We start from the raw sequence: 22778 nt of genomic DNA, 5'->3' as shown, positions 1-22778 counted from the left end.
TTAGATTAAAAAAAATAGGCGACAAATGCCGCCTATTTTCAACGATATATTTTATAGGTTAGATAACACCTTGTGCCATCATTGCATCTGCTACTTTTACAAATCCAGCAACGTTTGCACCTTTTACATAATCTACATATCCATCTTCTCCTGTACCATATTTCACACAAGCTTCGTGAATATCTAACATAATCTCTTTAAGTTTTTTATCTACTTCTTCTGCAGACCAGCTATAACGCAAACTATTTTGAGACATTTCAAGTCCAGATGTAGAAACACCTCCAGCATTAGATGCTTTTCCAGGAGAGAAAAGAATTTTTGCTTTATGGAAAACTTCTATAGCCTCTGGAGTACAAGGCATGTTTGCTCCTTCTGCTACACAGATACACCCATTATCAACCAATGTTTTTGCAGCTTCTTTTTCTAACTCATTTTGAGTAGCACAAGGAAGTGCAACATCACACGTAATACCCCAAGGTTTTTGATCTTCGTGATACTCGGCAGATGGGTATTTATCTAAATACTCTTTAATTCTTCCGCGACGCACATTTTTGATTTCCATCACGTGTGCAAGCTTTTCAGCATCAATACCGTCTTTGTCGTGTATGAAACCACTAGAATCAGAAAGGGTTACTACTTTTCCTCCTAGTTGTGTTGCTTTTTCTGCAGCATACTGAGCCACATTTCCAGATCCAGAAATAACGACTGTTTTTCCTTCAAAAGATTCGTCTCTTGTTTTAAGCATGCTTTCGGCAAAGTATACATCTCCATATCCTGTAGCTTCAGGACGCATTAACGATCCTCCGTAAGAAAGACCTTTTCCAGTAAGAACACCTGTAAACTCGTTACGAATACGCTTATACTGTCCAAAAAGATATCCTATCTCACGGCCTCCTACACCAATATCTCCCGCAGGAACATCGGTATTAGGTCCTATATGACGGGATAACTCTGTCATAAAGCTTTGGCAAAAGCGCATCACTTCGGCATCAGACTTTCCTTTTGGATCAAAATCTGAACCTCCTTTTCCGCCACCCATAGGTAACGTAGTAAGACTGTTTTTAAACACTTGTTCAAAACCTAAAAACTTAAGAATACTCAAGTTTACTGAAGGATGAAAACGTAAACCTCCCTTGTAAGGTCCTATGGCGCTATTAAATTCTATTCTATAACCGCGGTTTACTTGAATCTCTCCACTATCATCGGTCCAAGCAACTCTAAATAAAATAGTGCGCTCTGGCTCTACCATACGCTCTAAAAGTTTTTGACCTTGATATTTTGGGTTTTTTTCTATAAAAGGAATTACCGTTTCTGCAACTTCTTGAACCGCTTGCATGAATTCGGTTTCATTTGGATTGCTTTTGGCAACGTAATCGACAAATTTTTTAATGCTGTCTGACATATCTTTTTAGTATTAGATAATTTATATATTAAAAATACGTTTTTAATAGGGTGCAAATATACTATATCCTGAAAATTGAGTCGTTTTTTTTTTGAAATTCGTAAGAATAATGGTCTTTTTAAAAGATTTCTAATGTTTTTTGAAAGCCTATGCCTTTAAAATTTCGCTGTTAACCTAGTTTTTATATATTTGTTAAAGTCTCAAATTACCTATTTTCATGAAAGCCAGATACCTACTCATGGCAATTATTTCATTTTGCTTTGCTCAACAGGAGCTAAAAGCGCAACTTGGCTTTTCCCATGAAGTCGGCGTTATCACTGGCCCTGTAGCATTTCAATCTGATTTTGGATTGCGAAATAACGTTGATACCAACCGAGGAAATATCGGTTTTGGTATTGGAATTGTACATTATTTAAACTTTGCTTATCGAGCAGATTGTAACTGCTATTCTAGAGATACGTACTTTAATGATCACTTTAAAGTAAGAAACGAAATAGATTATCACGTCACAAATCTTGATCACTTTGGAGAAGAATCTGAAGATAACGATTTAGGAGGATTACAACTTAGAGGTCATAAAGGAAAAGCTCAGGTCTTTGAAATAGGATCGCAGCTAGAATACTTTCCGATGAGTATCAGAGATTTTTCGGCGGGTGCTTACAGAGTAGCGCCCTATGTAAGCCTTGGAGTTCACTTTGTGTCTTATGATCCCGTGGCTACTTCAGAATTAGGGGATATCCAAGGACAATTTATAAATCCTTTTAGTGGTGAACTTGCCCCTACACTTTTTCCTGGATTTGCGCAGGGAGAAGGACAAAATAATAGTGGTATCGATGACAGACCAGGCTCTACTTGGGCAATTACATGGAGTGCAGGGATTAGATATAAATTAGCTCCGCTTAGTGATTTGGTATTGGATGCAAGATGGCATTATTATACATCCAACTGGGTAGATGGATTGAATCCTGACCCTAGACCCGTAAATCGTGCCAATGACTGGATATTTTGGTTAAATTTTGGGTATATCTACTATATAGAATAAGATGATGAAGTATGCTTCTGCCTATCCGGCAGGCAAGTTCGCGAAAGCGTACCCACAAACATAAAAAATGGCTTCCAAGTTTGATTTTGGAAGCCATTTTCTTTTGTGATCAATGATAGTAGCTTATTCATTTAATGCTTGTTTTAGATCTGCAATAAGATCCTCTATATCTTCTATACCGACGCTTAAACGAACTAAAGAGTCCTTCACACCTGTTTTCTCCCGCTCCTCTTTTGGAATGGATGCATGTGTCATAGAGGCAGGATGACCCGCAAGAGACTCAACACCACCCAGACTTTCGGCTAGCGTAAATACCTTTAATTTTTCTACAACTTTTACGGCACCTTCATAAGAATCTTCTTTTGTGGTAAATGAAATCATCCCTCCAAAATCACTCATTTGTTCTTTAGCAATATGGTGATTTGGATGATCTTCAAAGCCAGGCCAATATACCTTATCTATTTTAGGGTGTGTTTTTAAGAAATGTGCAATTGCTTTTCCGTTTTCACAGTGACGTTGCATACGCACATGGAGTGTTTTTATACCTCTCAAAGCAAGAAAACTATCTTGAGGACCACATATAGCACCACTTGCATTTTGAATAAAATAAAGCCTTTCAGAGAGTTCTTGGTCTTTAACAACAAGTGCTCCCATCACAAGATCGCTGTGTCCTCCTATATACTTTGTGGCGCTGTGCATGACAATATCTGCTCCCAAATCTAATGGTTGTTGTAAATAGGGTGTTGCAAACGTATTATCTACCGCAAGAAGAAGCTCATGTTTTTTAGCTACCGCCGCTACCGCTTTAATATCTATGATGTTCATCATGGGGTTGGTAGGAGTTTCTACCCAAATAAGCTTTGTTTTTTTGGTAATATACGCTTCGATATTATTTGCGTTTTCCATACCAATAAAGTGAAATGTAATTCCAAATCCTTCAAATATCTTTGTAAATAAGCGATAGGTACCCCCATAAAGATCGTTTGTTGAGATCACTTCATCCCCAACTTGTAAGAGTTTTATGACAGCGTCAATTGCGGCAAGACCAGACCCAAACGCAAGTCCATAATTTCCATTTTCTATACTTGCAAAAGCTTTTTCTAGGGCATGTCTAGTGGGGTTGTGTGATCTACTATACTCATATCCCTTATGACCTCCTGGAGTAGACTGTGCATACGTAGATGTCTGATATATGGGAGGCATCACAGCGCCATACGCTTTGTCAGGTTTCTGACCTCCGTGTATTGTTTTGGTGTTAAATTTCATAGACGATTTATAACGTATTAAGAAATCAAAGTTGATGTAAAGTCACAACTTTTTCTCCTTAAAAGTACAACTAAACTCGCCTCAAAGCAAAGCAATTGCTAGAAGTCATTTATGTGAAATTAAAATTTTTGTTATGAGGGGTCTGTCATAATTACGCTTTCGCGAAAGCGTATAAAACAAATAACGATATTATAGTAAAAATGGAGAAAAAGCGTGTATCTACGATAAATTCTAAAGTAAGGATAAAATATGTTATCTCTAAAGTGTAACTATCAAAAGAATACAGGATGAAATGATTTTATTTCTAAATAATAGTTCAAACAGCGTCGCAAAAAGGTTTTATTACAATCAAAAAACAGGGAATAATTGAAGCAACGCTTTCTTTTGTGTTAATATTGCTACATTTTTACAAAATATTATGTTATATAGCGACTAATAAGTGTCGCTCATCGAAAATACGTTGCATTTTTCTTAAAAAAGGTTCAAAGTATTTATCTTTTGAGTCCGTATTTTAATACGTGTTCACTTTAAAAATAAACCAAACATGAAAAAAATTACATTATTACTATGTCTTTTTGCTGTCGCGGCATTTGGGCAAAATCCTCCTACGATTACAGAGTATGTAGACGCTGGTTTGCGTGTTGAGGTAATTACTGAAAAACCCGAAGGCTATGTTGCCTCTATTAATGCTAGAGGTGCAAATGTCACTGTATTTGATGATAGAGTAGACTATCTAGCAAACTGTTCAGATGGTGCTATGTTAACACTAGAAGATTTTGCAGGAGGTCCTGGAGCTCTTATAGGATGTGGAGAAATTTTAAGTTCTGCTGGAGATACCTGTTATCCTCCTGGCGAATTACAAGAAGGGTTTGAGATTAGTGCAAACACTCCTGGAAACGTAACTGTTTATTTAGATCCTAGTGATGGTTTTGGCACAGTTGATCCAGCAGTTGGTTCTAATACCTTTGCTGATTTTACAATTGTTACCTTCACTGGTGTTGATCCTGTAACAAGTACAGGTTTTGACTTATATTCTCTTGTTGGAGGATCCAGTGTAGATATTAGAGTGATAGGCGCAGGAGGTTTAATAGACACAGTAACTGCCGATGTGACTAGCACAGGGCCAGTATTTGTTGGAATTTTAGCTGCAGAACCTATTGTAAGCTTAGAAATAGAAGATCTTACGGGAGCAAACGTAGAACTTATTGCTCAATTTTTATACGGTAGCTGTGCACCACCACCACTTAATGATGATCCTGACACTGCAGCAAGTTTAACTGTAGGAGAAGTATTTGGAGATTTCCCAGTGATTGCAGACAATACAGAGGCAACAGCAACTGTTATTGATGATCCTTCTTGTGGAAACTTTACTGAAGCAGATTTATGGTATAGCTTTGTAGTTCCAGATAGTGGTTCTGTTTCTGTAGAATCTCAAGAAGATGATGGCTCTATTACAGATACTGCTATTAGTGTTTATGAAGGGACTCCTGGGGCACTTGTTGAAGTAGCATGTAATGATGACGGTGGTGTAGGCTTATTCTCTCTTGTAGATTTAGATGGCAGAACACCTGGAGAAGTATTATATGCTAGAGTATGGGAATGGAATGGAGGTTCTCTTGGAACTTTCCAAATGTCTGCATACTATACACCTCCACCTGCAAATGACGATCCAGAAGGAGCATTACCATTAACAGTAGGATCTGTATTTACAGATTTTCCTTTAACAGCTTCTAACGTAAGTGCTACTGATACAGCAATAGATGACCCTTCTTGTGGGAACTATGGTGGAGCCGATGTTTGGTTTACGGTAGCTGTTCCTAGTACAGGGCAAGTATCAATTGAAGTTGATACCGCTGGCGGAATCACTGATACAGGAATGTCTATATATAGTGGAGAAATAGGAGCTTTAGTTGAAGTTGAATGTGACGACGACGACGGAAATGGCTTATTTTCTCTAGTTGATTTAGTTGGTCAAGAAGGGGGAGCAACACTTTACATTCGCGTTTGGGAATGGGGAGGCGGAGGCTTTGGACCTTTCCAAATTGCAGCTTACAGTGATTGTGCTGTAGATGCCGCAGCCATAGAAATTACAGGTTCTGGTAATACAGAAGCTAATATTTGTGTTGGAGATATGATGCCAGACCCTATAGATGTTACTATTGTAGGTAATCAAACAGGAACCAATAGTGGATGGGTAATTACAGACAATGCCACTGGAGAAATCTTAGGATTGCCTATGGCACCTCCGTTTGATTTAGATGATGCTGGAGTTGGTGTATGTGCTATCTGGAGTATCCGTTATGAAGATGGAATTACGGGACTTGAAGTAGGGCAAAACGTAGCTGACCTAGATGGATGTTATGATTTTTCTAACCCAATTCTTGTAGATAGAGTGGATGAAGGTGGTGCTTGCTTAATGTGTGAGTATACACTTGAAATGAATGATTCTTTCGGAGACGGATGGAATGGAGCGATTATGGATGTTCTTGTGGATGGTATCGTTGTTTTAGATGATGTTTCTTTAGATGATGATCCAGACAATAATGGAGCACAAGGATTCCTTACGTTCCCAGTAAACTCTACAGCAGATGTAACTACAGTATTTGTAGACGGTGGAGGATTCCCTGGAGAAGTTTCTTATAGAATACTAGACGCAGAAGGAAATGTAGTTGGAGCAGGAAATGTAGATATGAACATTGAGCCAAATACGCTTACCGCAGATTGTCCCTCATGTTTCGCGCCATCTGATTTAATGGTAGATAACGTAACTGATATGTCAGCTGATTTAAGCTGGACGGATAATAATGATCCTGCTGCACCAGAATTTACGGTAGAGTGGGGACCATTAGGATTTGATTTAGGAACAGGTACTATGGAGACTGGAATTACAACAAATTCATTCATGCTTACTGCACTAGATCCAGGAACAGAATATGAATATTATGTAACGGCAAATTGTGCTGCAGATGATGTAAGTAATACTGCTGGACCTTTAGCATTTACAACAATGGCACCTCCAGGAGATTGTTCTTACACACTAGAAATGAATGATTCATTCGGTGATGGTTGGAATGGTGCTATTATGGATGTCTTTAGAAATGGGGTTCTTGCCTTAAATGATGTTTCTTTAGATGATGCTCCTGATAGTGATGGATCTCAAGGAAATTTACAATTTGAAATACTTCCAGGAGATGATATTACGACTGTATTTGTAGACGGTGGAGGATTCCCTGGGGAAGTTTCTTATAGAATATTAGATGCAAACTTTGCTGAAGTTGCTACTGGAGATGTAGCTAACAACGTTGAGACAGGAACTGTAACAGGAGATTGTCCTACATGTTTTGCACCATTTGATCTTGTAGCTAACAACTTCTTACCAGGATCTGTAGATCTATCTTGGTCTATGCCTATGGCTGCATTTGGTTATAACTGGGAGATTCAAGATGTAGGAGTACCTCAAGGTGATGCTGGAGCTATTGCTACAGGAAACACACTTGTAGATACATTTGATACAGCAACAGGACCATTTGTAGACGGTAACTTCTATACATTCTATATCCAAGCTGGATGTACAGCAGATGATTTTAGTGTATATGTATCTATAGATTTCTTATACTTCTTACCACCAGCAAATGATGATTGTGAAAACGCAATTGAAGTTATCTGTGGTGATACAGTAACAGGAGCAACAACAAATGCTAACGATTCAGGATCTAATCCATCAGGAGATGTATTCTATACATATATAACTCCAGAAACAGCACAGAATGTAACATTATCATTATGTAGTGGTACGGATTATGATTCATTATTAAGAGTATTTGATGATGAGTGTAATCTTATAAATGAAATCGCAACTGATGATGATGGTTGTGGAACATTACAATCATTACTCACGTTTACAGCAACTGTAGGAAATTCTTATACGATTATGGTAGAAGGATTTGGAGGAAATAACGGTAACTTCACAATGGCAGTTACATGTGAAGAAGCGTTATCTACTGATGATAATACATTAGAAGGATTTAGCTTCTATCCTAATCCAGCACAAGATGTAATTACTTTAGATGCAAGAACTGCTATCGAAGACATTACTATCTTTAACTTATTAGGTCAGAAAGTTCTTCAACAAAAAGTAGATGGATTATCTAACTACCAATTAAATGTAAGTACTATGGCAAAAGGAGCATACCTAATGCAAGTAACTACAAACGGAAAAGTAGGAGTTTACAGAGTACTTAAGATGTAATTCATTATATATCTTAATACAATAAGAGAAAAACCCATCACTGGAAATAGTGATGGGTTTTTTAATACATTAAAAAGAATATATGTTTTAGTATATATAGCGTTTTTAGGCTATGTATTTTAAATAGCTCTGATTAATGCCATCGAATATCCAAGATGTAACCCTTCGTGAAAATTATTAAAGGCAATCGCGTCTTCTACCTTACGGAGTGTACCCCCACTTGTACTTAACGTATATGTTTTAAATGATGTAAAAAGACCATTACTGTAATCTTTCTCTAATTGTGTTATTGTTGAAAATAGTAAAGATTTTATCTCATCTATTTCTTCTATAGTTGCAGGCTTCTCAGGTTTGGTTCCTTTTTTATAAAGATCAATAATGTGTTTTGGAACCCGAATGTCTTCTCCAGACAGCCCATATACTAGCAATTGTTGTGTAGCTATGGTGTGTCCAATATTCCACAGGATATTATTATTATACCCTTTAGGAATTACAGTAAGTTGTTCAGTAGAGAGTCTCTCCATAAGGTTATGAAGCAATTTTCGATTTTTTTGGCAAATATCAAAGTCGTAAAGCATGGCGTGATTTTTTTATTAAAAGTAGTTTATTTCATAATAAATGACCGAATTTTGCTATGTAAACACTCATAACACCTATTCTATTTTGAAAAAAATATACCATCTCTCTACGTGTAATACCTGTCAACGTATTATACAAGAAATTAACCCAGATAGTAATGTGCAATTGCAGGATATAAAAACCGAAGCCATTACAGAAGATCAATTAGATGCGATGTATGCCCTCACAGGAAGCTATGAAGCACTTTTTAGTAAAAGAGCACAACTATATCGTCAGCGTAATTTGAACCAACAGACGCTCTCTGAAAAGGATTATAAAAATCTTATTTTAGAACACTATACATTTTTAAAACGACCAGTAATGCTTGTGGATAACCAAATATTTGTCGGAAATAGTAAAAAAGTAGTAGCACAGGCCGTAGCTGCTTTTAAATAATATGAGTAAGCGTCACCTAGCCTTTTTAGCCGCTTTCGCCGCTAGTTTTATTTACGGGGTGAATCATACGCTTGCAAAAGATATAATGCCTACCTATATCAAACCCTTTGGGTTTATTATGGTGCGTGTTTTAGGAGCTGCTATCCTGTTCTGGATTACAAGCTTCTTTTTTCCTAAAGAAAAGGTAGATCGTAAAGATTGGATGCGCTTTGTTCTTTGTGCATTTTTTGGGATGACCGTTAATATGCTCATGTTTTTTAAAGGACTACAGCTATCTACACCTATAAATAGTAGTGTGGTTATTACATTATCTCCTGTGATCCTACTCGTTTTGTCTGCTATTTTTTTAAAAGAAAAAATTACCTGGCTCAAAGGCTCTGGAATTGGTATTGGGCTAGTAGGTGCCTTAGTATTAATTCTTTTTGGTGCAAAAACTCAAGAAAATGCTCCTAATATCCTGTTGGGAAATTTATTGTTTATTGTAAATGCTACCGCCTACTCAGTGTATTTAATCATAGTAAAACCGCTTACATCCAAGTACTCTTCAGTGACACTGATGAAATGGTTTTTCTTGATAGCTATTTTTACCAATCTTCCCGTAGCCTTGCCTGAATTTCTTGAAGTTGAATGGACAACCCTCCCATTATCAGTAATTGGAGTCATGATTTTTGTGGTAGTAGGCACGACCTATCTTACATATTTGTTTAATATTTTTGCCTTGCGTAGCCTTAGACCCTCTACCATAGGCGCCTTTATTTATCTACAACCCCTCATAGCAACATCGGTAGCCATCCTATTGGGAGCAGACACACTTACAGGCATACGTATTTTTGCCGCAGCATTGATTTTCTTAGGAGTGTATTTAACCACAAAACGTAAAGCATCTGCTATTGAGTAATATAGAAGTAACATATTATTCTTCTGTGAAAGAAGTGTCAGAAGATGTATTTTCAGATGTATCTTGTGAAAATACCTTTTATTTCACTAGAGATTTTCTGTATGCTTTTGAACTTGCAAACCCTAAGATAGAATACCACTATTTAGTACTATCTCAAAATAACACAACGATTAGCCTAGCTATTTTACAGGGGATGAGCGTCGCTATAGATAATGCACAGGAGCACCTTCCATTTTCAGAACGTATAGCACGTTCTTTACAGTGTTATATCAGTGCTCGTAACGTACATACCATCGTATGTGGAAATGTGTTCCTAAGCGGAAATTATGGTGTGATCATAAAAGAAGGAATCGCTCAAGAACCTATTTACAGTACCATAGCACAAATGATACAAACGGTTCAGACAAAAAAGAAAGCATCTGTCTTCTTTTTTAAAGACTTTGTAGATCAAGATCTTTCTGTAGTCTCTGAAGTAGAAAAGCACCAATTTCAATCACTTGTTGTTGAGCCTAATATGCGTCTTAAAATACGTACAACATGGATAGATTTTGACCAATATAAAGCTACATTAAAATCAAAGTATCGTGTTAAGGTCAATAAAGCAGATAAAAAAAGTAGTGCATTAACCGTAAAATCTTTTGAGGCAGAAGACATCGATACATATCGCAATCAATTGCAACAACTGTATAGCAATATCACAGACCGAGCGTTATTTAAGACCATAGATCTGGAAATAGAAACCTATAGATTATTGAAAATACGCTTTCGCGAAAGCGTACTTATAAACACTTACTGGTATGAAAATCGTATGGTAGGTTTTGCAACAGCTTTTAAGGTAAATAATCGATTGGACGCCCACTTTATCGGAATAGACTATATGTGTAATAAAGAGCTCTCTATTTATCCTAGAATTTTGAATGACTATGTCCGTTTGGGCATTGAGATGAAGGTAGAAGAGATTAATTTTGGAAGAACCTCTTCAGAGATTAAAAGCACATTAGGAGCAATTCCAGAAAATCTAACCTGTTATGTACGGCATCGGAGGACGGTCGCTAATCTTTTTTTTAAACCCCTGGTAAGACAAATTAAAATGAAACCATATAAACAGCACACGCCTTTTAAAAAATAGAAATTCATTTAAAGATTTCTCTTAGTTTTCTATCGAGTATTGATCAAACTCATCAATTTATATGGGTCAGAAAAAGAGCTATAATGATGAGTCAAAAGAAAATTCTTAGTTCGTGATTCTTATAGCGAAGTGATCCTGATTCTGTAACTAAGAATCCTATCATCAATTTTTTTATTGTTTTTATGCTTTATGTCCAAGCATTAATAATACCTCCCATGATGGCGAGTGTAACGGTCCAGTATCCTACAGCAATCAGCACATATTTAATTGATTTGCGCTCATACAAAGCAATAGTTCCTAAAACGGGTAGTATCACAAATAGCCCCATAATCATCCCATGAAAAGCTCCGTGCTTAAATGTAAGATAAGGCGCTTGACCGTGAATTTCGCCACCGCCACCGCCTACCATTACTTGAGCCCACATAGAGAATGCAAGAAAGCATCCAAAAATAAAACTCAACCCAAAAATAAGTGCCATATTTCCACCTTTAATTTTTTCTTCGGTCATTCCAGATTCCTTCATCCAAGCTTTACCAAATAAAGGGCCATACCATAAAAATCCTACAACCAAAGAGGAGGCAGCTGCGGCAAGCAATACCAGCCAATTAATATCAAAATCTTCCATGTGTACTATTGTTTTTTGATTAGTTATCTAATTAAAGGTATTAAAAAAAATAAACTTTGTTTAACATAAGAGCTTTGCATCGCTTGTTTATATGTAGTATTTTTAAACAGAACAACTATAATTTATATGTAAAAAGAGTTTTATTATGGAAACTAAAGAAATCGCAGAAAAGCTAGTTAATTGGTGTAATAAAGGAGATTATACTAGTTGTTATCAAAATTTGTATAGTCCAGATATTGTAAGTATCGAACCAAAAGGAGCACAAATGGAAGAAGTAAAAGGGATGGAAGCTGTCGCTCAAAAAGGAGCTTGGTGGGAAGAAACCTTTGAAGTACATAGTAGTGCTGTAGGTAAACCTATCGTAGCTGATAATTGGTTTTCTGTACGTTTTGATATGGATACGACACATCGCCCAAGTGGACAACGATCACAAACTTCAGAAATCGCAGTGTATGAAGTAAAAGATGGAAAAATTGTAAAGGAACAATTCTTTTACAACATACCTACAGAATAAAATGTGCAGTATTAAATAACTCTCAAAATGGAGAAAATATACTAATTTCTCCATTTTGAGAGTTTACAAATTTATATTTCTAGATGCACAGGAACTTGTCCATGAGCTCTCATATCTTCTTTGGTTAATAGCGTATAGTCAGGTGTTTTTGGCGCGTTTTCAAACATAGGCAAAAGGGATTCAGGAAGACCAGATAATTTACGAGTAGTTAAATCCATCCAACCTCCTTGCATCGTTCCTCTTGCGATATTACGTCCTTTATGATCGTAAAAATTATGTACAAACTTAAAAAACATTCCATCCAGACTATTGCCGCCCAATTCAAAACTCACACGAATAGGTTTCCCTTGAAAAGCTTCTTTAAAAAAGAATAACTGCTCGTGAAAGACAACAGGACCTATATTATGAATGACCATTTCTTTCTGACTTAGGCCATTTTCTATAAGAAACCCCATACGGGTATGACTCATAAAATTCACATAAGCACTATTAGCTAAATGCCTGTTTGCATCTATATCACTCCATCGGATATCAAATTCTTTAAAGTACATGTATTATTATTTTTTACGCTTTCGCGAAAGCGTATAATTACTCAGTAAAAATACATAGAAACGTATATACTACATATTGAAAATGCTATATAAATTCAGAAGCGGACACTTCAAAAATCTATATAGCATTTATAAAAAACCTTTATATAAAAGGGATATAGGAATTTATATCTGACTCATTCCTCCATCAACTTCGATTTCGATACCATTTATATAATTAGCATCATCACTAGCGAGAAAAGCAGCAACACCCGAAATCTCATTAGCTTCTCCAAAACGTTTTAAAGGTACACTTTGTGCAAAACTAGCGCCCATTTCTCCAACTTGCTCTTCTGTCATACCATCCATTTTACTATATATAGGGGTTCCTATAGGACCTGGGGCAATACTATTTACGCGTATGCCTCTAGGAGCGAGTTCGGTTGTTAAAACACGAGCATAAGCGCGTAAGGCTCCTTTTGTTGCGCTATAAACACCAGCACCTTCAAATCCTTTTTGATGCACAATAGACGTATTAAAAATAATACTCGCTCCATCGTTAAGATTAGGAATCGCTTCTTTTACCAAAAACGCAGGACCTTTGATGTTTATATTAAACTGATTGTCAAAAAAGTCTTCTGTGATCTGATCAGATGGAGCAAACTGAGCAATCCCTGCATTTGCAAAAAGGATATCTATTTTTCCATACGTTTTTACCGCTTCTTCTATAAGATGTTTGTTATCTGCAGGATTTGCCTGATCTGCAAGTACCGCTTTAAAATCTCCATCTAGTTGTGCAGAAGCCTCATCTAATGCCTCTTGTCTTCTTCCAGAAAATACCACTTTGGCACCTTCAAGTAAAAAGCGTTGTACGGTTGCAAATCCTATTCCTGAATTACCTCCCGTAATGACAGCAACTTTGTTTTCTAGTTTTTTCATGATTTTTGTATTAAGTGTTTGTTGTTTATTCTGGAACAATCGTTCCAGAATTGATTAAAAAAATTTATTCTACTATTTTTAAGATATTCTGTACTATTTTTTTCAGTTTTTGTTGGTCTCTTGTGAGCATCCCTGTCATTCGCAATCCTTGAAAGGCACTAAACAAATAATATCCGTAATTTTCTGAAGTATCCTCCTTATTAATTACCCCTTGTTGTTGCCCTTTTTCTACTAGAGTTTTAAAAACCGAAATGGTATGTTCTTGCCTCGACGTCAGAAATGCTCTTATCCCTATATCAGCACGAGATAATTCTGTAGTACAATTCATATTAAAGCATCCTTTTCCTTCTACATCCTTCATAATAGCTGTTGTTAACGTAGTAAAAATGCGAGAAATAGCCTTAAAAGCATTTTCTTCTTGAGATAATGCTTCTTCAAAAAACAGATTGCCTTCTTCTTGATATTGAGCTAGGACAAGTTCGTAAAGTGCTTTTTTATTCCCAAAAGAATTATAAAGACTACTCCTGTTAAGCCCTGTAATATCTACGAGATCCTGCATAGAAGTACCATTGAAACCTTTGTCCCAAAATAAATGCTTCACTTTTTCAAGCACTTGCTTTCTATCAAAAACTTCAGTTCTAGGCATATTTATTTGAAATGATCGGTACAAATATAATTGAAACGATGATTTCAAAAAAATGTTTTAAGTAAAATTTAAGTTTATTAGTGAAACACTGTTTTGTAAAGTCTGAAAGACGCATACAAAATAGTTAGCTGAATTAATCTCCGCTGAAAAGTGGGATCTATGGTTTAACACTTTGACCCTTGAGTTGATTTTTAGTGTCCAGAGCTTGCTTTGGGATTTAATACCTTCTTATTGCGCTTTCGCGAAAGCTAACCTATCAAGATCACCTAAGTATTGATGCACTTGACTTATCACGACACTGCCTTCTCCTACAGCACCCGCAACTCTTTTTACAGACCCTTTACGTACATCTCCTACTGCAAAAAATCCAGGAATATTAGTTTCTAAAGATTGCGGCTCTCGTGTATCAAAAATAGCACATCTTTGTAATGCTTCTTTAGAAATGCCTTCGCCCGTACAAATAAAACCACGATGATCCATAGCAACCAAATCCTCTAACCATTCTGTGCAAGGCTTTGCGCCTATAAACGTAAAAAGGTTGGAAATAGGCAATACCTCTGTTGTATTTTCTTTATTATTGGTGAGAGTAATTTCTTCCAAATGTGTATTGCCTCCTAATGCGGTTACTTCTTTGTGAAAATGTACGGTAATGGTAGGCGAAGCTAAAATACGTTGTACCAAATAATCACTCATCTTTGATCCCAAATCCCCTCCTCGTAAAATGATATGCACTTTTTTTGCATGACTCGCCAAAAATAAAGCAGCCTGTCCCGCAGAATTACCACCGCCTACAACACCTACTTCTTCTCCAGTACAACTAGAAATATTCATTCCCGTAGCAGAATAAAACACACCGCTTCCTTCAAAATCTTCAATATTATCTATAGGCAAATTCCGATAGTTTGCACCTGTTGCTACCACAATAGATTTTGTTTCAATTGTTTTTCCGTGAGTAGCCTCCACCTTAAAATGATTCCCAGTTCGGGAAATACGCTTTGCCTCATGAGGAATAGAGATCGTACATCCAAATTTTTGTGCTTGTACATAAGCTCTATTGGCAAGGTCATTTCCAGAAATTCCCGTAGGAAAGCCTAAATAATTTTCAATTTTTGAACTTTTTCCTGCTTGTCCACCGGGTGCACTCCCGTCAATAGTTACCACATTCAACCCTTCTGATGCTGCATATACACTTGCCGCCAGCCCAGCAGGTCCAGCCCCTACAACCAATACGTCAAAAATGGTGTCGTCAAAATCTGTGAGTACTCCTGTATTACGAGCAACTTCTTCTATAGTGGGATTTTTACATACTTTATCATCAGCGATAAGGACGGGAAGATCTTCTTTAGAGACATCAAAATGAGCTAATAACTCAATAGCATCTTCGTTTTTGTTTACATCTATAAAATGAAACCAGATATGATTTTTTTCCATAAAGTCGCGTATGGCATACGTCTCTTTAGAGTCTTCGGTTCCTACGAGTTTGATCCCTCCTATAATGTCTCCCAAAACGGTCTCTTGACGAAGTAAAAAGGCGTTTAATAGCACATCGCTTATATCACTGTGTTTTGAAATAGCTTCCTTGAGTTTATCAGGTTTTATACGCAAGATTTTAGTTCCTTCTTGAGCATATCCATTTAAAACAGCAGCTCTTGATGAAAGCATACTGTTGTCTCCTGAAAATTCATTTTTTTTATGAGTGACAATAATTGCATGATCATTTGATGGATCTTCTACAGAAATTTCTCCTTTAAGTACGACGCAAAAGTCATAATTAGTTTGACCAGATTTAAAAATCAGCGTGCGTTCTGATAGGGTTTCTACAGTGCCATACGTATGTAATTTCTTTATCTGTCGAGCGGTAAGCTCTGGAAATCTAGGATCAATCATGAATATTCTTTTATCGTTTTATGTATATAACACCACAGCCATTTTTCCTGAGGTTCGGCAGAGCTTACAACAACATGGTTTTGCTCTTTTGCATGTTTGCTTGCATGTTTATTAGGAGAACTATCACAACACAGTGTCACTCCGCAATCCTGACACGTACGTAAATGTACCCAAGGATCTCCTGTTTTCAGACATTCAGAACACGCATAAGCATTTGCTTTTTTTATATTTTTTACTGAATCCAGATATGCACAACTCTTTTGTCTGAATCCCATATTATTTTTTATACAAGTTCTTAATTAAGTTTTAAGAAAGCAAGAAATTAAAAAAGGTTTATTTGAAATTAATACCATAAAAAAGATTCTACAGGCATTCTGTTGATTACTGAATTTCTAATTCCTATTTTTAACCTGAATTATGTATTAGAACTTTGTGATGAGGCTTAAACAAGAAATAAAATATGATGTTTTTTGAGTTTCAGCATAGCATCGCTATGGTTAAACTCAAAAACGTAGCGTAGCGATATATTTTGCAGCAGCTTCAAGATGGAATAGATTTTCTAATGCATAATGCGGGTTTAATGTTCTAAATTATCAGAAATATGTATATCAAACGAAATATCGGTTGGGGATTAATCCTTAAGTATGCTTGGAAAAATTTGATTTTTTTTACTTTATACGCAGGGTGTATTTTCTTTGTCTATTATTTTTTAGACCTGCGTTTTATAAATATCCCTTTTCAACCTTTAAGTGTTATTGGAATTGCGGTCGCTTTTTACATAGGGTTTAAAAATAGCCAAAGTTACGACCGGTTTTGGGAAGGGCGTAAAATTTGGGGAGGTATTGTAAATTATAGTCGTACGTGGACGTTACAAATTCTCAGTTTTGTACATGTAGAAGATCCTAAAGAAGCAGCATCACTTAGAAAGGAGTTGGTGTATAGACACATTGCATGGCTTAATGCGTTACGAATACAATTACGCCAACCTAAATCATGGGCGATTAAAGAGAATCACATGGTGGAGAAGTTGTTTGACCGTCATGGGGAGCGTAATGTCTCGTGCCAACAAGCCTTAGGGTTGGTCAGTGATCAAGAGTTTAAAGATCTAGAAAAACGTGTAAATCCAGCAACACATCTTATCAAAAATCAGGGATTAAAAGTTTCTGAATTGAGAAGAGCCCAAATCATTGATGGGTTTCAGGAAGATCAACTACAATCTACATTGGAAGAGTTTTATAACCTTCAAGGGAAATGTGAACGTATTAAAAACACACCTTTTCCAAGACAATATGGATATTTTGCAAAAGTGTTCACTTGGATTTTTGTCCTTTTATTACCTTTTGGAATGTTAGATGTTTTTGAAGATGGAATGACCAATATGCCAAAGAAAATACAGGAGATATATATCTTTTTAATGATTCCATTTTCGGTATTAATCTCGTGGATTTTTGTGACGATGGATAGTATAGGGGATAACAGTGAAGACCCCTTTGAAGGGAGGCTTAACGATGTGCCTATGACCGCATTATGCAAAACCATTGAGATTGACTTGCGAGATATGTTGGATGAAGACAACTTACCAGAGCCAGAGCAACCTAAAGATAATATTTTGTACTAGATGCCATTAATAACGTCTGAGTTTCGTGCAAACGGCCTCTTTAAAAACACACATTTCTCTACGATTTATTCTGCAAAAATTAGGCAGGTAAAAGGGGTACATCAAGATCGAGAACGCATTGAATTACCAGATGGAGATTTTCTGGATATAGATTGGTCGTATCCGATTTCGCGAACCCGCCTCGCCGGCAGGCAGGAGCGTACAAAAAACGTAGCTTTACTTTTTCATGGGCTAGAAGGAAATGCGCAACGTACCTATATGCTCGCGATGGCAAAATTACTTACACAAAAGGGATACGACGTAGCTTCTGTGAATTTTAGAGGGTGTAGCGGTAGTGATAATCGGTTATATCGTTCATATCACAGTGGTGAGACAGACGATATACGTTTTGTGATTCAACGTATTACAGAGCGAGATATCTATACCAATATCTTCTTATATGGGGTTAGTTTAGGAGGAAATGCATTGCTCAAATATGCTGGAGAAAAAAAAGACATTCCTTCTCAAGTAAAAGCCATGGCTACCGTGGGTGTTCCCGTAGATTTAAAAGCATCTCTTGAGCAGTTAAATCACAAAGAAAATTGGGTATATCGCACCTCCTTTCTTGTGGATTTAAGAAGTAAGTATCGTAAGAAGATGGTAAAATTTCCAGAAGAAATGACTCTAGAAATTTATCGTACGATAAAGACATTAAAAGATTTTGATGATGTCTACACAGCGCCTGCGCATGGGTTTAAAAATGCGTTAGACTATTATGAAAAAGCAAGTAGTTTTGAATTTCTTCCTGAAATTAGAATTCCTACATTCATTTTAAATGCAAAAAACGATTCTTTTTTACACGGACATTGTTACCCGCATGACTATGCCACTTCTTCGAAGTCTCTTTTTTTAGAAATACCTGAGCATGGAGGACACGTTGGGTTTTATAAATCAGGTGATTTTTATTACAGCGAGTTACGTGCATTCGACTTTTTTACAGAAACAGTCGAGTAAAATAAGGAAGTTTGTTATCTTCGATATTCTATATTTAAATGACTTAAAAATGAAAATGACACGAATTTTAATGGCGTTTGCTCTTATTAGCTTATTAGTAAGTTGCGGGGGTGATACAAAAGAAGAAAAAAAGGAAGGCGTAAAAATAGGAGGTGCTAAAACTGAGAAAAAGGAAGATAACTCTAAAGTAAATTTGGCACTTTCAGGCAATGACCTTATGCAATTTGATAAGAAAGAGTTTAGGGTAAAGGCAGGTCAGGAAGTGACACTTACGTTACTTCATACAGGAAAGATAGACATTAAGGTGATGGGACATAATTTTGTGTTACTAAAACCTGGGATTGCTATTCCTGCTTTTTCTGCCAAAGCAGCTGCTGCTGGAGAAAAATCAGATTGGATTCCTGAAGGAGGTAAAAATGTGATCGCACATACCAAAATGATAGGAGGCGGACAATCAACCAGCGTTACGTTTACAGCTCCAGCTCCAGGAACCTATGATTTTATCTGTAGTTTTCCAGGGCATTCAGGTTTGATGAGAGGGAAATTTATTGTGGAATGATTATTTGTCCTGCTTGTAACAAAGAACATATCAAGAGTCTAGATACTTGTAATATATGTGCTTTCCCTTTTAATGGTACTGAAAAAGAAAGAGCAATTCATATAGGAAAATTCATAAGTACGAAAGGAGTTTTAATAGACTCAGATACTACTATAAAAAAAATCCAACAGCTTTTTTATTTTATTGGGGGATTTAATCTCATGCTCTTGGTAATGCATTCACTCATAGGGATTGTTTATATAGTAAATTCAATTTTAGACTTTATTTTTTTTGTAATATTTATAACATGTGGAATTTTCATCCGTAAAAATCCATTAGTGTTTACAATTATTCCACTCGTTTTTATGATAGGAATCAACGCTCTTTACTATATTATTGATCCAGAATTAGTTTTAAAAGGAATTATATATAAAATAATTATAGTAGGTTGTTTACTGTATAGTATTTATATAGTACTGAAGGCTCAAGACTTTAAAAGAAAATACAATGTTGAATAAGATGGATTTAAATGATTTTTACAAGAATCCATCACTTCTTATATAGGTATTAATAACGCTATTTACCAACGTTATCTTTCATAGATTTTTGTCCTTTATGACTAATAAGTCATTAAATTTTCAGATTTGTCTTTATCTAAAATCACGTTAGTTCGAAATAAGTTTTCTTCTTTTTCTCTAGTATAAAAAGGTGTTTGTGTTAAAAATTTTTAAAGCCTTGGAAAAAATACCTAAGAAATCGAAGATTCATAAGTTCCTATAACTGAAATAGAAATCACACGCATAAAAAGCGTCTTTTATTTTGATTCTGTTTTCTTTAGATAAGCAAAGAAAGTGAACAAATATTTGATTTTGAGTTAACTGCGCAAATTTTTAGCATAATCATCTTGAAAAATTAACCAATTATTTATGTCGAATTCACGTTAACATCAAAAAGAGGTTGCCTTTTTAGACAACCTCTTTTTTTTATTATATGAATTTAAAACCTTATAAATGGATGATAGGATCTGGAGAACCATCAGGGTCATTATTTACAAATCCACTTGTAGAAGCATTCCCTAATAAAAGAACACCCGCAGCGTGTGGCGCTGCCATAGATGTACCATTTATGGTGTTATATCCTCCACCTTTCCAAGTAGAAAATACAGCAACACCTGGAGCACAATAATCTACTGGAGATCCATAATTTGAGAAGTATGCAAAGTTATCATTGATATCCATGGCAGAGATCGTATATACATTATTCCCATTTGCTCTTGCTGGAGAAGAATTGTTAGCATCTTGAGACTCATTTCCAGCAGCAAGTACAAACTTAACTCCTGTAGAAGCCGCAGAAATCACAGCATTATCAAGAGCAGTAGAAATACCTCCACCTAAACTCATGTTAGCAACATCACCATTAGATCCATTTGCAGCTACGTAATCTACACCTGCAATAACTCCAGAGTTAGAACCGCTTCCTCTTCTGTCTAAAACTCTTACAGCTGCCACAGTACTTCCTGGTGCAACCCCAACAGAACCTATATTATTATCTATTGCAGCAATCGTTCCTGCTACATGTGTTCCGTGACCGTTTTGATCATTTGGAGATTGATTAGATGGAGAACCTGTAAGAAATGAAATACTACGAGCAATATCAACATTTAAATCAGGATGTGTTAAGTCAATACCACTATCAATAACCCAAGCTGTGTTAGATGAAGTCGTTGTACCGCCACCTACTCTTGTTGTTCCATAAGGAGTTACTTGAGCAGGAGATCCACCGCCTCCATTTCCACCACCTGGCTTTGCCTTGATAGTAAAATCTTGTTCGATGCTATGTACACGTGGATCTTTTCTTAAATCATTAAGTTGTGCGTCAGATAACTCTGCAGCAAATCCATTAAAAGTATACCCGTAGGTAGCTTTGATGTTTTCTTCTTTAAGCCCAATGTTAGAAAATTCACTAATGAACATATTCTTTCTATTGGTAATCTGTGTTTTATATTCTTGTATAGAACTCGTTTTAGATAAAACTGGCATTCTATTATTGATGTCTTTATATACAATGACATAACTGCCTTCTATAGGTGTAATGTTGTCTCCAGATACCGTTTCAACCTGCAACTCAAAAGCTGCGTTTTCTATAGTTCCCTCATCGACACTGTCTGGCTGACAGCCAATTACTACAACACCTAATGCAGTAAGCATTGTGTATTTAAAAAAATTAATCTTCATAATAAATAGTTTGTTTTGTTATTAATAGTGCAACAATGTATGAGAATACTTGTTTAAAAATATTAACATTTGTAGTCTTTTTCGATGAAATACACAATTTTTAACACTTACATATACTTTTAATCATGAGATATATAAAGGACTTATTTTTTTGTTTAATGTCCATGAATAATGCTTCGTCATTATTACTTAATTATAGCAGACAAATAGAACCCATAAAAAAAGCAACTTTCTTAAAAAAGCTGCTTTTTTTTTACAAAGTTTAAAAATATGCACTACAAAAACTGATCACTCTCTATATACGCATCAATCACACGTTGTTCTCCCACTTTACCATCTATAGAGTTTCCGTGTTCCATGCCTAGAACCCCTTTAAATCCTTTGCTGTGAATGTATTTAAATACGTTTTTATAGTTAATTTCTCCAGAGGTAGGCTCATTACGTCCCGGGTTGTCACCTATTTGAAAATAGGCAATCTCATCCCAACATTGTTCAATATTAGGAAGTAGATTTCCTTCCTGAATTTGCTGATGGTAGATATCAAATAAAATTTTACAAGACGGACTATTTACCGCTTTACATATTTGATACGCTTGTGGCGATTCTGATAAGAAAAGCCCAGGATGGTTTCTGAAATTTAAAGGTTCAAGAACCATGGTAATTCCGTGCGGTTCTAGGATGCTAGAGGCTTGTTTAAGCGCCTCTATGACATTTGCTGTTTGATACGCCACATTTTGCCGTAAATCTACATGACCAGGCACTACGGTCATCCATTTGGCGTTTACACGTTTTGCAACTGCAACAGAACTTTTGATATCTGCCAAAAACTCATCACGCCATGCTTTTTTCCCGCTGGCAAGGTTGGGTTCTGTCCAATAGATTTTATGAGCGACAAAAACGCCCATCGTCATTCCGTGGGTTGCCATGGTTTTTGCCATCGCTTCTTGCTGCTCCACAGGACGATTACGCATCTCATTGTCTTCAAAAGCAATAAATCCTTGAGAAGCCATAAAATCAAGTTGTGCAATAGGGTCGTCGCCGGCATGTGCTTTAAACATCCCGATATGAGGAGCATACTTTAGATTAAATGAGTGTTTATCTGAGTGCGCTTTCGCGAAAGCGTAATCAGCCACATCTCCCATCGCGTATACACCTAATCCTCCTAAAGACAAAAAGGAACCCGTAAGAGCTCCTTTTTGTATAAATTTTCTTCTGTCCATACTATGTTTTCATATCCGCGAAGGCGGATATCTC

Annotated in this window: 21 protein-coding genes; 10 read left to right on the top strand and 11 right to left on the bottom strand. The window is 36.3% G+C overall.

Annotation, left to right across the window (positions count from 1 at the left end; translation table 11 throughout):
* Positions 1–58 precede the first annotated feature (58 nt).
* On the bottom strand, positions 59–1402 hold the full coding sequence (gene gdhA / locus Q0505_RS19850) for an NADP-specific glutamate dehydrogenase (protein ID WP_299216896.1): 1344 nt from the start codon (positions 1400–1402) through the stop codon (positions 59–61).
* Between the two features lie 217 nt (positions 1403–1619).
* Between gdhA and Q0505_RS19845 the strand changes: the two genes are divergently transcribed.
* A complete protein-coding gene (locus Q0505_RS19845; RefSeq protein WP_299216893.1) occupies positions 1620–2444 on the top strand; it encodes a glutamate dehydrogenase in 825 nt (274 codons plus the stop codon).
* 123 nt (positions 2445–2567) lie between these two features.
* Here the strand turns inward: Q0505_RS19845 and Q0505_RS19840 are convergent, their stop codons facing one another.
* Positions 2568–3710 (bottom strand): cystathionine gamma-synthase, encoded by a 1143-nt coding sequence (locus Q0505_RS19840; RefSeq protein ID WP_299216890.1) that lies wholly within the window; start codon positions 3708–3710, stop codon positions 2568–2570.
* A 544-nt stretch (positions 3711–4254) separates the two neighbouring features.
* Between Q0505_RS19840 and Q0505_RS19835 the strand changes: the two genes are divergently transcribed.
* Entirely contained in the window at positions 4255–7959 is a 3705-nt protein-coding gene (locus Q0505_RS19835; protein ID WP_299216887.1) for a T9SS type A sorting domain-containing protein, read from the top strand.
* A gap of 119 nt (positions 7960–8078) precedes the next feature.
* Here Q0505_RS19835 and Q0505_RS19830 read toward each other — a convergent pair whose 3' ends face one another.
* Complete coding sequence (locus Q0505_RS19830) at positions 8079–8537, bottom strand: DinB family protein (RefSeq protein WP_299216884.1); 459 nt, start codon at positions 8535–8537, stop codon at positions 8079–8081.
* An 85-nt stretch (positions 8538–8622) separates the two neighbouring features.
* Between Q0505_RS19830 and Q0505_RS19825 the strand changes: the two genes are divergently transcribed.
* Genes Q0505_RS19825 through Q0505_RS19815 form a run of 3 tightly spaced genes read left to right on the top strand, consistent with a single transcriptional unit; the run spans position 8623 to position 11000 of the window.
* Complete coding sequence (locus Q0505_RS19825; RefSeq protein WP_299216881.1) at positions 8623–8973, top strand: ArsC/Spx/MgsR family protein; 351 nt, start codon at positions 8623–8625, stop codon at positions 8971–8973.
* Between the two features lies 1 nt (position 8974).
* On the top strand, positions 8975–9871 hold the full coding sequence (locus tag Q0505_RS19820) for a DMT family transporter (protein ID WP_299216878.1): 897 nt from the start codon (positions 8975–8977) through the stop codon (positions 9869–9871).
* Positions 9864–11000 carry a hypothetical protein gene (locus Q0505_RS19815; protein WP_299216876.1) on the top strand — a complete coding sequence of 379 codons (1137 nt, stop codon included), beginning with the start codon at positions 9864–9866 and terminating at the stop codon, positions 10998–11000. The genes Q0505_RS19820 and Q0505_RS19815 overlap by 8 nt, the downstream gene beginning before the upstream one ends.
* Positions 11001–11187: 187 nt before the next feature.
* Here Q0505_RS19815 and Q0505_RS19810 read toward each other — a convergent pair whose 3' ends face one another.
* Complete coding sequence (locus Q0505_RS19810; RefSeq protein ID WP_299216873.1) at positions 11188–11625, bottom strand: DUF1761 domain-containing protein; 438 nt, start codon at positions 11623–11625, stop codon at positions 11188–11190.
* A gap of 145 nt (positions 11626–11770) precedes the next feature.
* On the opposite strand from Q0505_RS19810, the gene Q0505_RS19805 reads away from it, so the two are divergent.
* Entirely contained in the window at positions 11771–12139 is a 369-nt protein-coding gene (locus Q0505_RS19805) for a nuclear transport factor 2 family protein (protein WP_299216870.1), read from the top strand.
* 71 nt (positions 12140–12210) lie between these two features.
* Here the strand turns inward: Q0505_RS19805 and Q0505_RS19800 are convergent, their stop codons facing one another.
* The 5 genes from Q0505_RS19800 to Q0505_RS19780 all read right to left on the bottom strand — a co-directional run bounded on the left by Q0505_RS19800 (position 12211) and on the right by Q0505_RS19780 (position 16416).
* Positions 12211–12690 carry an acyl-CoA thioesterase gene (locus Q0505_RS19800; RefSeq protein WP_299216867.1) on the bottom strand — a complete coding sequence of 160 codons (480 nt, stop codon included), beginning with the start codon at positions 12688–12690 and terminating at the stop codon, positions 12211–12213.
* A 165-nt stretch (positions 12691–12855) separates the two neighbouring features.
* Entirely contained in the window at positions 12856–13608 is a 753-nt protein-coding gene (locus tag Q0505_RS19795) for an SDR family oxidoreductase (RefSeq protein ID WP_299216864.1), read from the bottom strand.
* Positions 13609–13672: 64 nt separating this feature from the next.
* Entirely contained in the window at positions 13673–14254 is a 582-nt protein-coding gene (locus tag Q0505_RS19790) for a TetR/AcrR family transcriptional regulator (RefSeq protein ID WP_299216861.1), read from the bottom strand.
* Positions 14255–14482: 228 nt separating this feature from the next.
* Positions 14483–16141, bottom strand: coding sequence for an FAD-dependent oxidoreductase (locus Q0505_RS19785; RefSeq protein ID WP_299216858.1), 1659 nt, complete (start codon positions 16139–16141; stop codon positions 14483–14485).
* Positions 16138–16416, bottom strand: coding sequence for a UBP-type zinc finger domain-containing protein (locus Q0505_RS19780; protein WP_299216855.1), 279 nt, complete (start codon positions 16414–16416; stop codon positions 16138–16140). Before Q0505_RS19780 ends, Q0505_RS19785 begins: the two co-directional genes overlap by 4 nt.
* 326 nt (positions 16417–16742) lie before the next feature.
* On the opposite strand from Q0505_RS19780, the gene Q0505_RS19775 reads away from it, so the two are divergent.
* From Q0505_RS19775 to Q0505_RS19760, 4 genes are read left to right on the top strand one after another with little or no spacing between them, the layout of a single operon-like run.
* Positions 16743–17759: a bestrophin family ion channel gene (locus tag Q0505_RS19775; RefSeq protein WP_299216853.1), complete on the top strand. Its 1017-nt coding sequence runs from the start codon at positions 16743–16745 to the stop codon at positions 17757–17759.
* Positions 17760–18752: an alpha/beta fold hydrolase gene (locus tag Q0505_RS19770; RefSeq protein ID WP_299216851.1), complete on the top strand. Its 993-nt coding sequence runs from the start codon at positions 17760–17762 to the stop codon at positions 18750–18752.
* A 55-nt stretch (positions 18753–18807) separates the two neighbouring features.
* Positions 18808–19311 (top strand): azurin, encoded by a 504-nt coding sequence (azu, locus tag Q0505_RS19765; RefSeq protein ID WP_366519454.1) that lies wholly within the window; start codon positions 18808–18810, stop codon positions 19309–19311.
* Positions 19308–19808: a hypothetical protein gene (locus Q0505_RS19760; RefSeq protein WP_299216847.1), complete on the top strand. Its 501-nt coding sequence runs from the start codon at positions 19308–19310 to the stop codon at positions 19806–19808. Before azu ends, Q0505_RS19760 begins: the two co-directional genes overlap by 4 nt.
* 486 nt (positions 19809–20294) lie before the next feature.
* On the opposite strand, the gene Q0505_RS19755 is transcribed toward Q0505_RS19760, so the two are convergent.
* Entirely contained in the window at positions 20295–21524 is a 1230-nt protein-coding gene (locus tag Q0505_RS19755; protein WP_299216845.1) for a S8 family peptidase, read from the bottom strand.
* Between the two features lie 275 nt (positions 21525–21799).
* On the bottom strand, positions 21800–22744 hold the full coding sequence (locus Q0505_RS19750; RefSeq protein ID WP_299216843.1) for a TIM barrel protein: 945 nt from the start codon (positions 22742–22744) through the stop codon (positions 21800–21802).
* Between the last annotated feature and the right edge of the window lie 34 nt (positions 22745–22778).

Origin of the sequence: uncultured Dokdonia sp. (genome assembly GCF_937910895.1) — a bacterium.
Taxonomy (GTDB): domain Bacteria; phylum Bacteroidota; class Bacteroidia; order Flavobacteriales; family Flavobacteriaceae; genus Dokdonia.
This window is presented reverse-complemented; position numbering and strand designations above follow the sequence as displayed.

Coding starts and splice junctions, on each gene's coding strand:
- Q0505_RS19820 (WP_299216878.1), top strand. CDS start 8,975: ATGAGTAAGCGTCACCTAGCCTTTTTAGCCGCTTTCGCCGCTAGTTTT.
- Q0505_RS19805 (WP_299216870.1), top strand. CDS start 11,771: ATGGAAACTAAAGAAATCGCAGAAAAGCTAGTTAATTGGTGTAATAAA.
- Q0505_RS19780 (WP_299216855.1), bottom strand. CDS start 16,416: ATGGGATTCAGACAAAAGAGTTGTGCATATCTGGATTCAGTAAAAAAT.
- gdhA (WP_299216896.1), bottom strand. CDS start 1,402: ATGTCAGACAGCATTAAAAAATTTGTCGATTACGTTGCCAAAAGCAAT.
- Q0505_RS19750 (WP_299216843.1), bottom strand. CDS start 22,744: ATGGACAGAAGAAAATTTATACAAAAAGGAGCTCTTACGGGTTCCTTT.
- Q0505_RS19760 (WP_299216847.1), top strand. CDS start 19,308: ATGATTATTTGTCCTGCTTGTAACAAAGAACATATCAAGAGTCTAGAT.
- Q0505_RS19830 (WP_299216884.1), bottom strand. CDS start 8,537: ATGCTTTACGACTTTGATATTTGCCAAAAAAATCGAAAATTGCTTCAT.
- Q0505_RS19840 (WP_299216890.1), bottom strand. CDS start 3,710: ATGAAATTTAACACCAAAACAATACACGGAGGTCAGAAACCTGACAAA.
- azu (WP_366519454.1), top strand. CDS start 18,808: ATGACACGAATTTTAATGGCGTTTGCTCTTATTAGCTTATTAGTAAGT.
- Q0505_RS19795 (WP_299216864.1), bottom strand. CDS start 13,608: ATGAAAAAACTAGAAAACAAAGTTGCTGTCATTACGGGAGGTAATTCA.
- Q0505_RS19835 (WP_299216887.1), top strand. CDS start 4,255: ATGAAAAAAATTACATTATTACTATGTCTTTTTGCTGTCGCGGCATTT.
- Q0505_RS19845 (WP_299216893.1), top strand. CDS start 1,620: ATGAAAGCCAGATACCTACTCATGGCAATTATTTCATTTTGCTTTGCT.
- Q0505_RS19800 (WP_299216867.1), bottom strand. CDS start 12,690: ATGTACTTTAAAGAATTTGATATCCGATGGAGTGATATAGATGCAAAC.
- Q0505_RS19755 (WP_299216845.1), bottom strand. CDS start 21,524: ATGAAGATTAATTTTTTTAAATACACAATGCTTACTGCATTAGGTGTT.
- Q0505_RS19790 (WP_299216861.1), bottom strand. CDS start 14,254: ATGCCTAGAACTGAAGTTTTTGATAGAAAGCAAGTGCTTGAAAAAGTG.
- Q0505_RS19770 (WP_299216851.1), top strand. CDS start 17,760: ATGCCATTAATAACGTCTGAGTTTCGTGCAAACGGCCTCTTTAAAAAC.
- Q0505_RS19775 (WP_299216853.1), top strand. CDS start 16,743: ATGTATATCAAACGAAATATCGGTTGGGGATTAATCCTTAAGTATGCT.
- Q0505_RS19810 (WP_299216873.1), bottom strand. CDS start 11,625: ATGGAAGATTTTGATATTAATTGGCTGGTATTGCTTGCCGCAGCTGCC.
- Q0505_RS19785 (WP_299216858.1), bottom strand. CDS start 16,141: ATGATTGATCCTAGATTTCCAGAGCTTACCGCTCGACAGATAAAGAAA.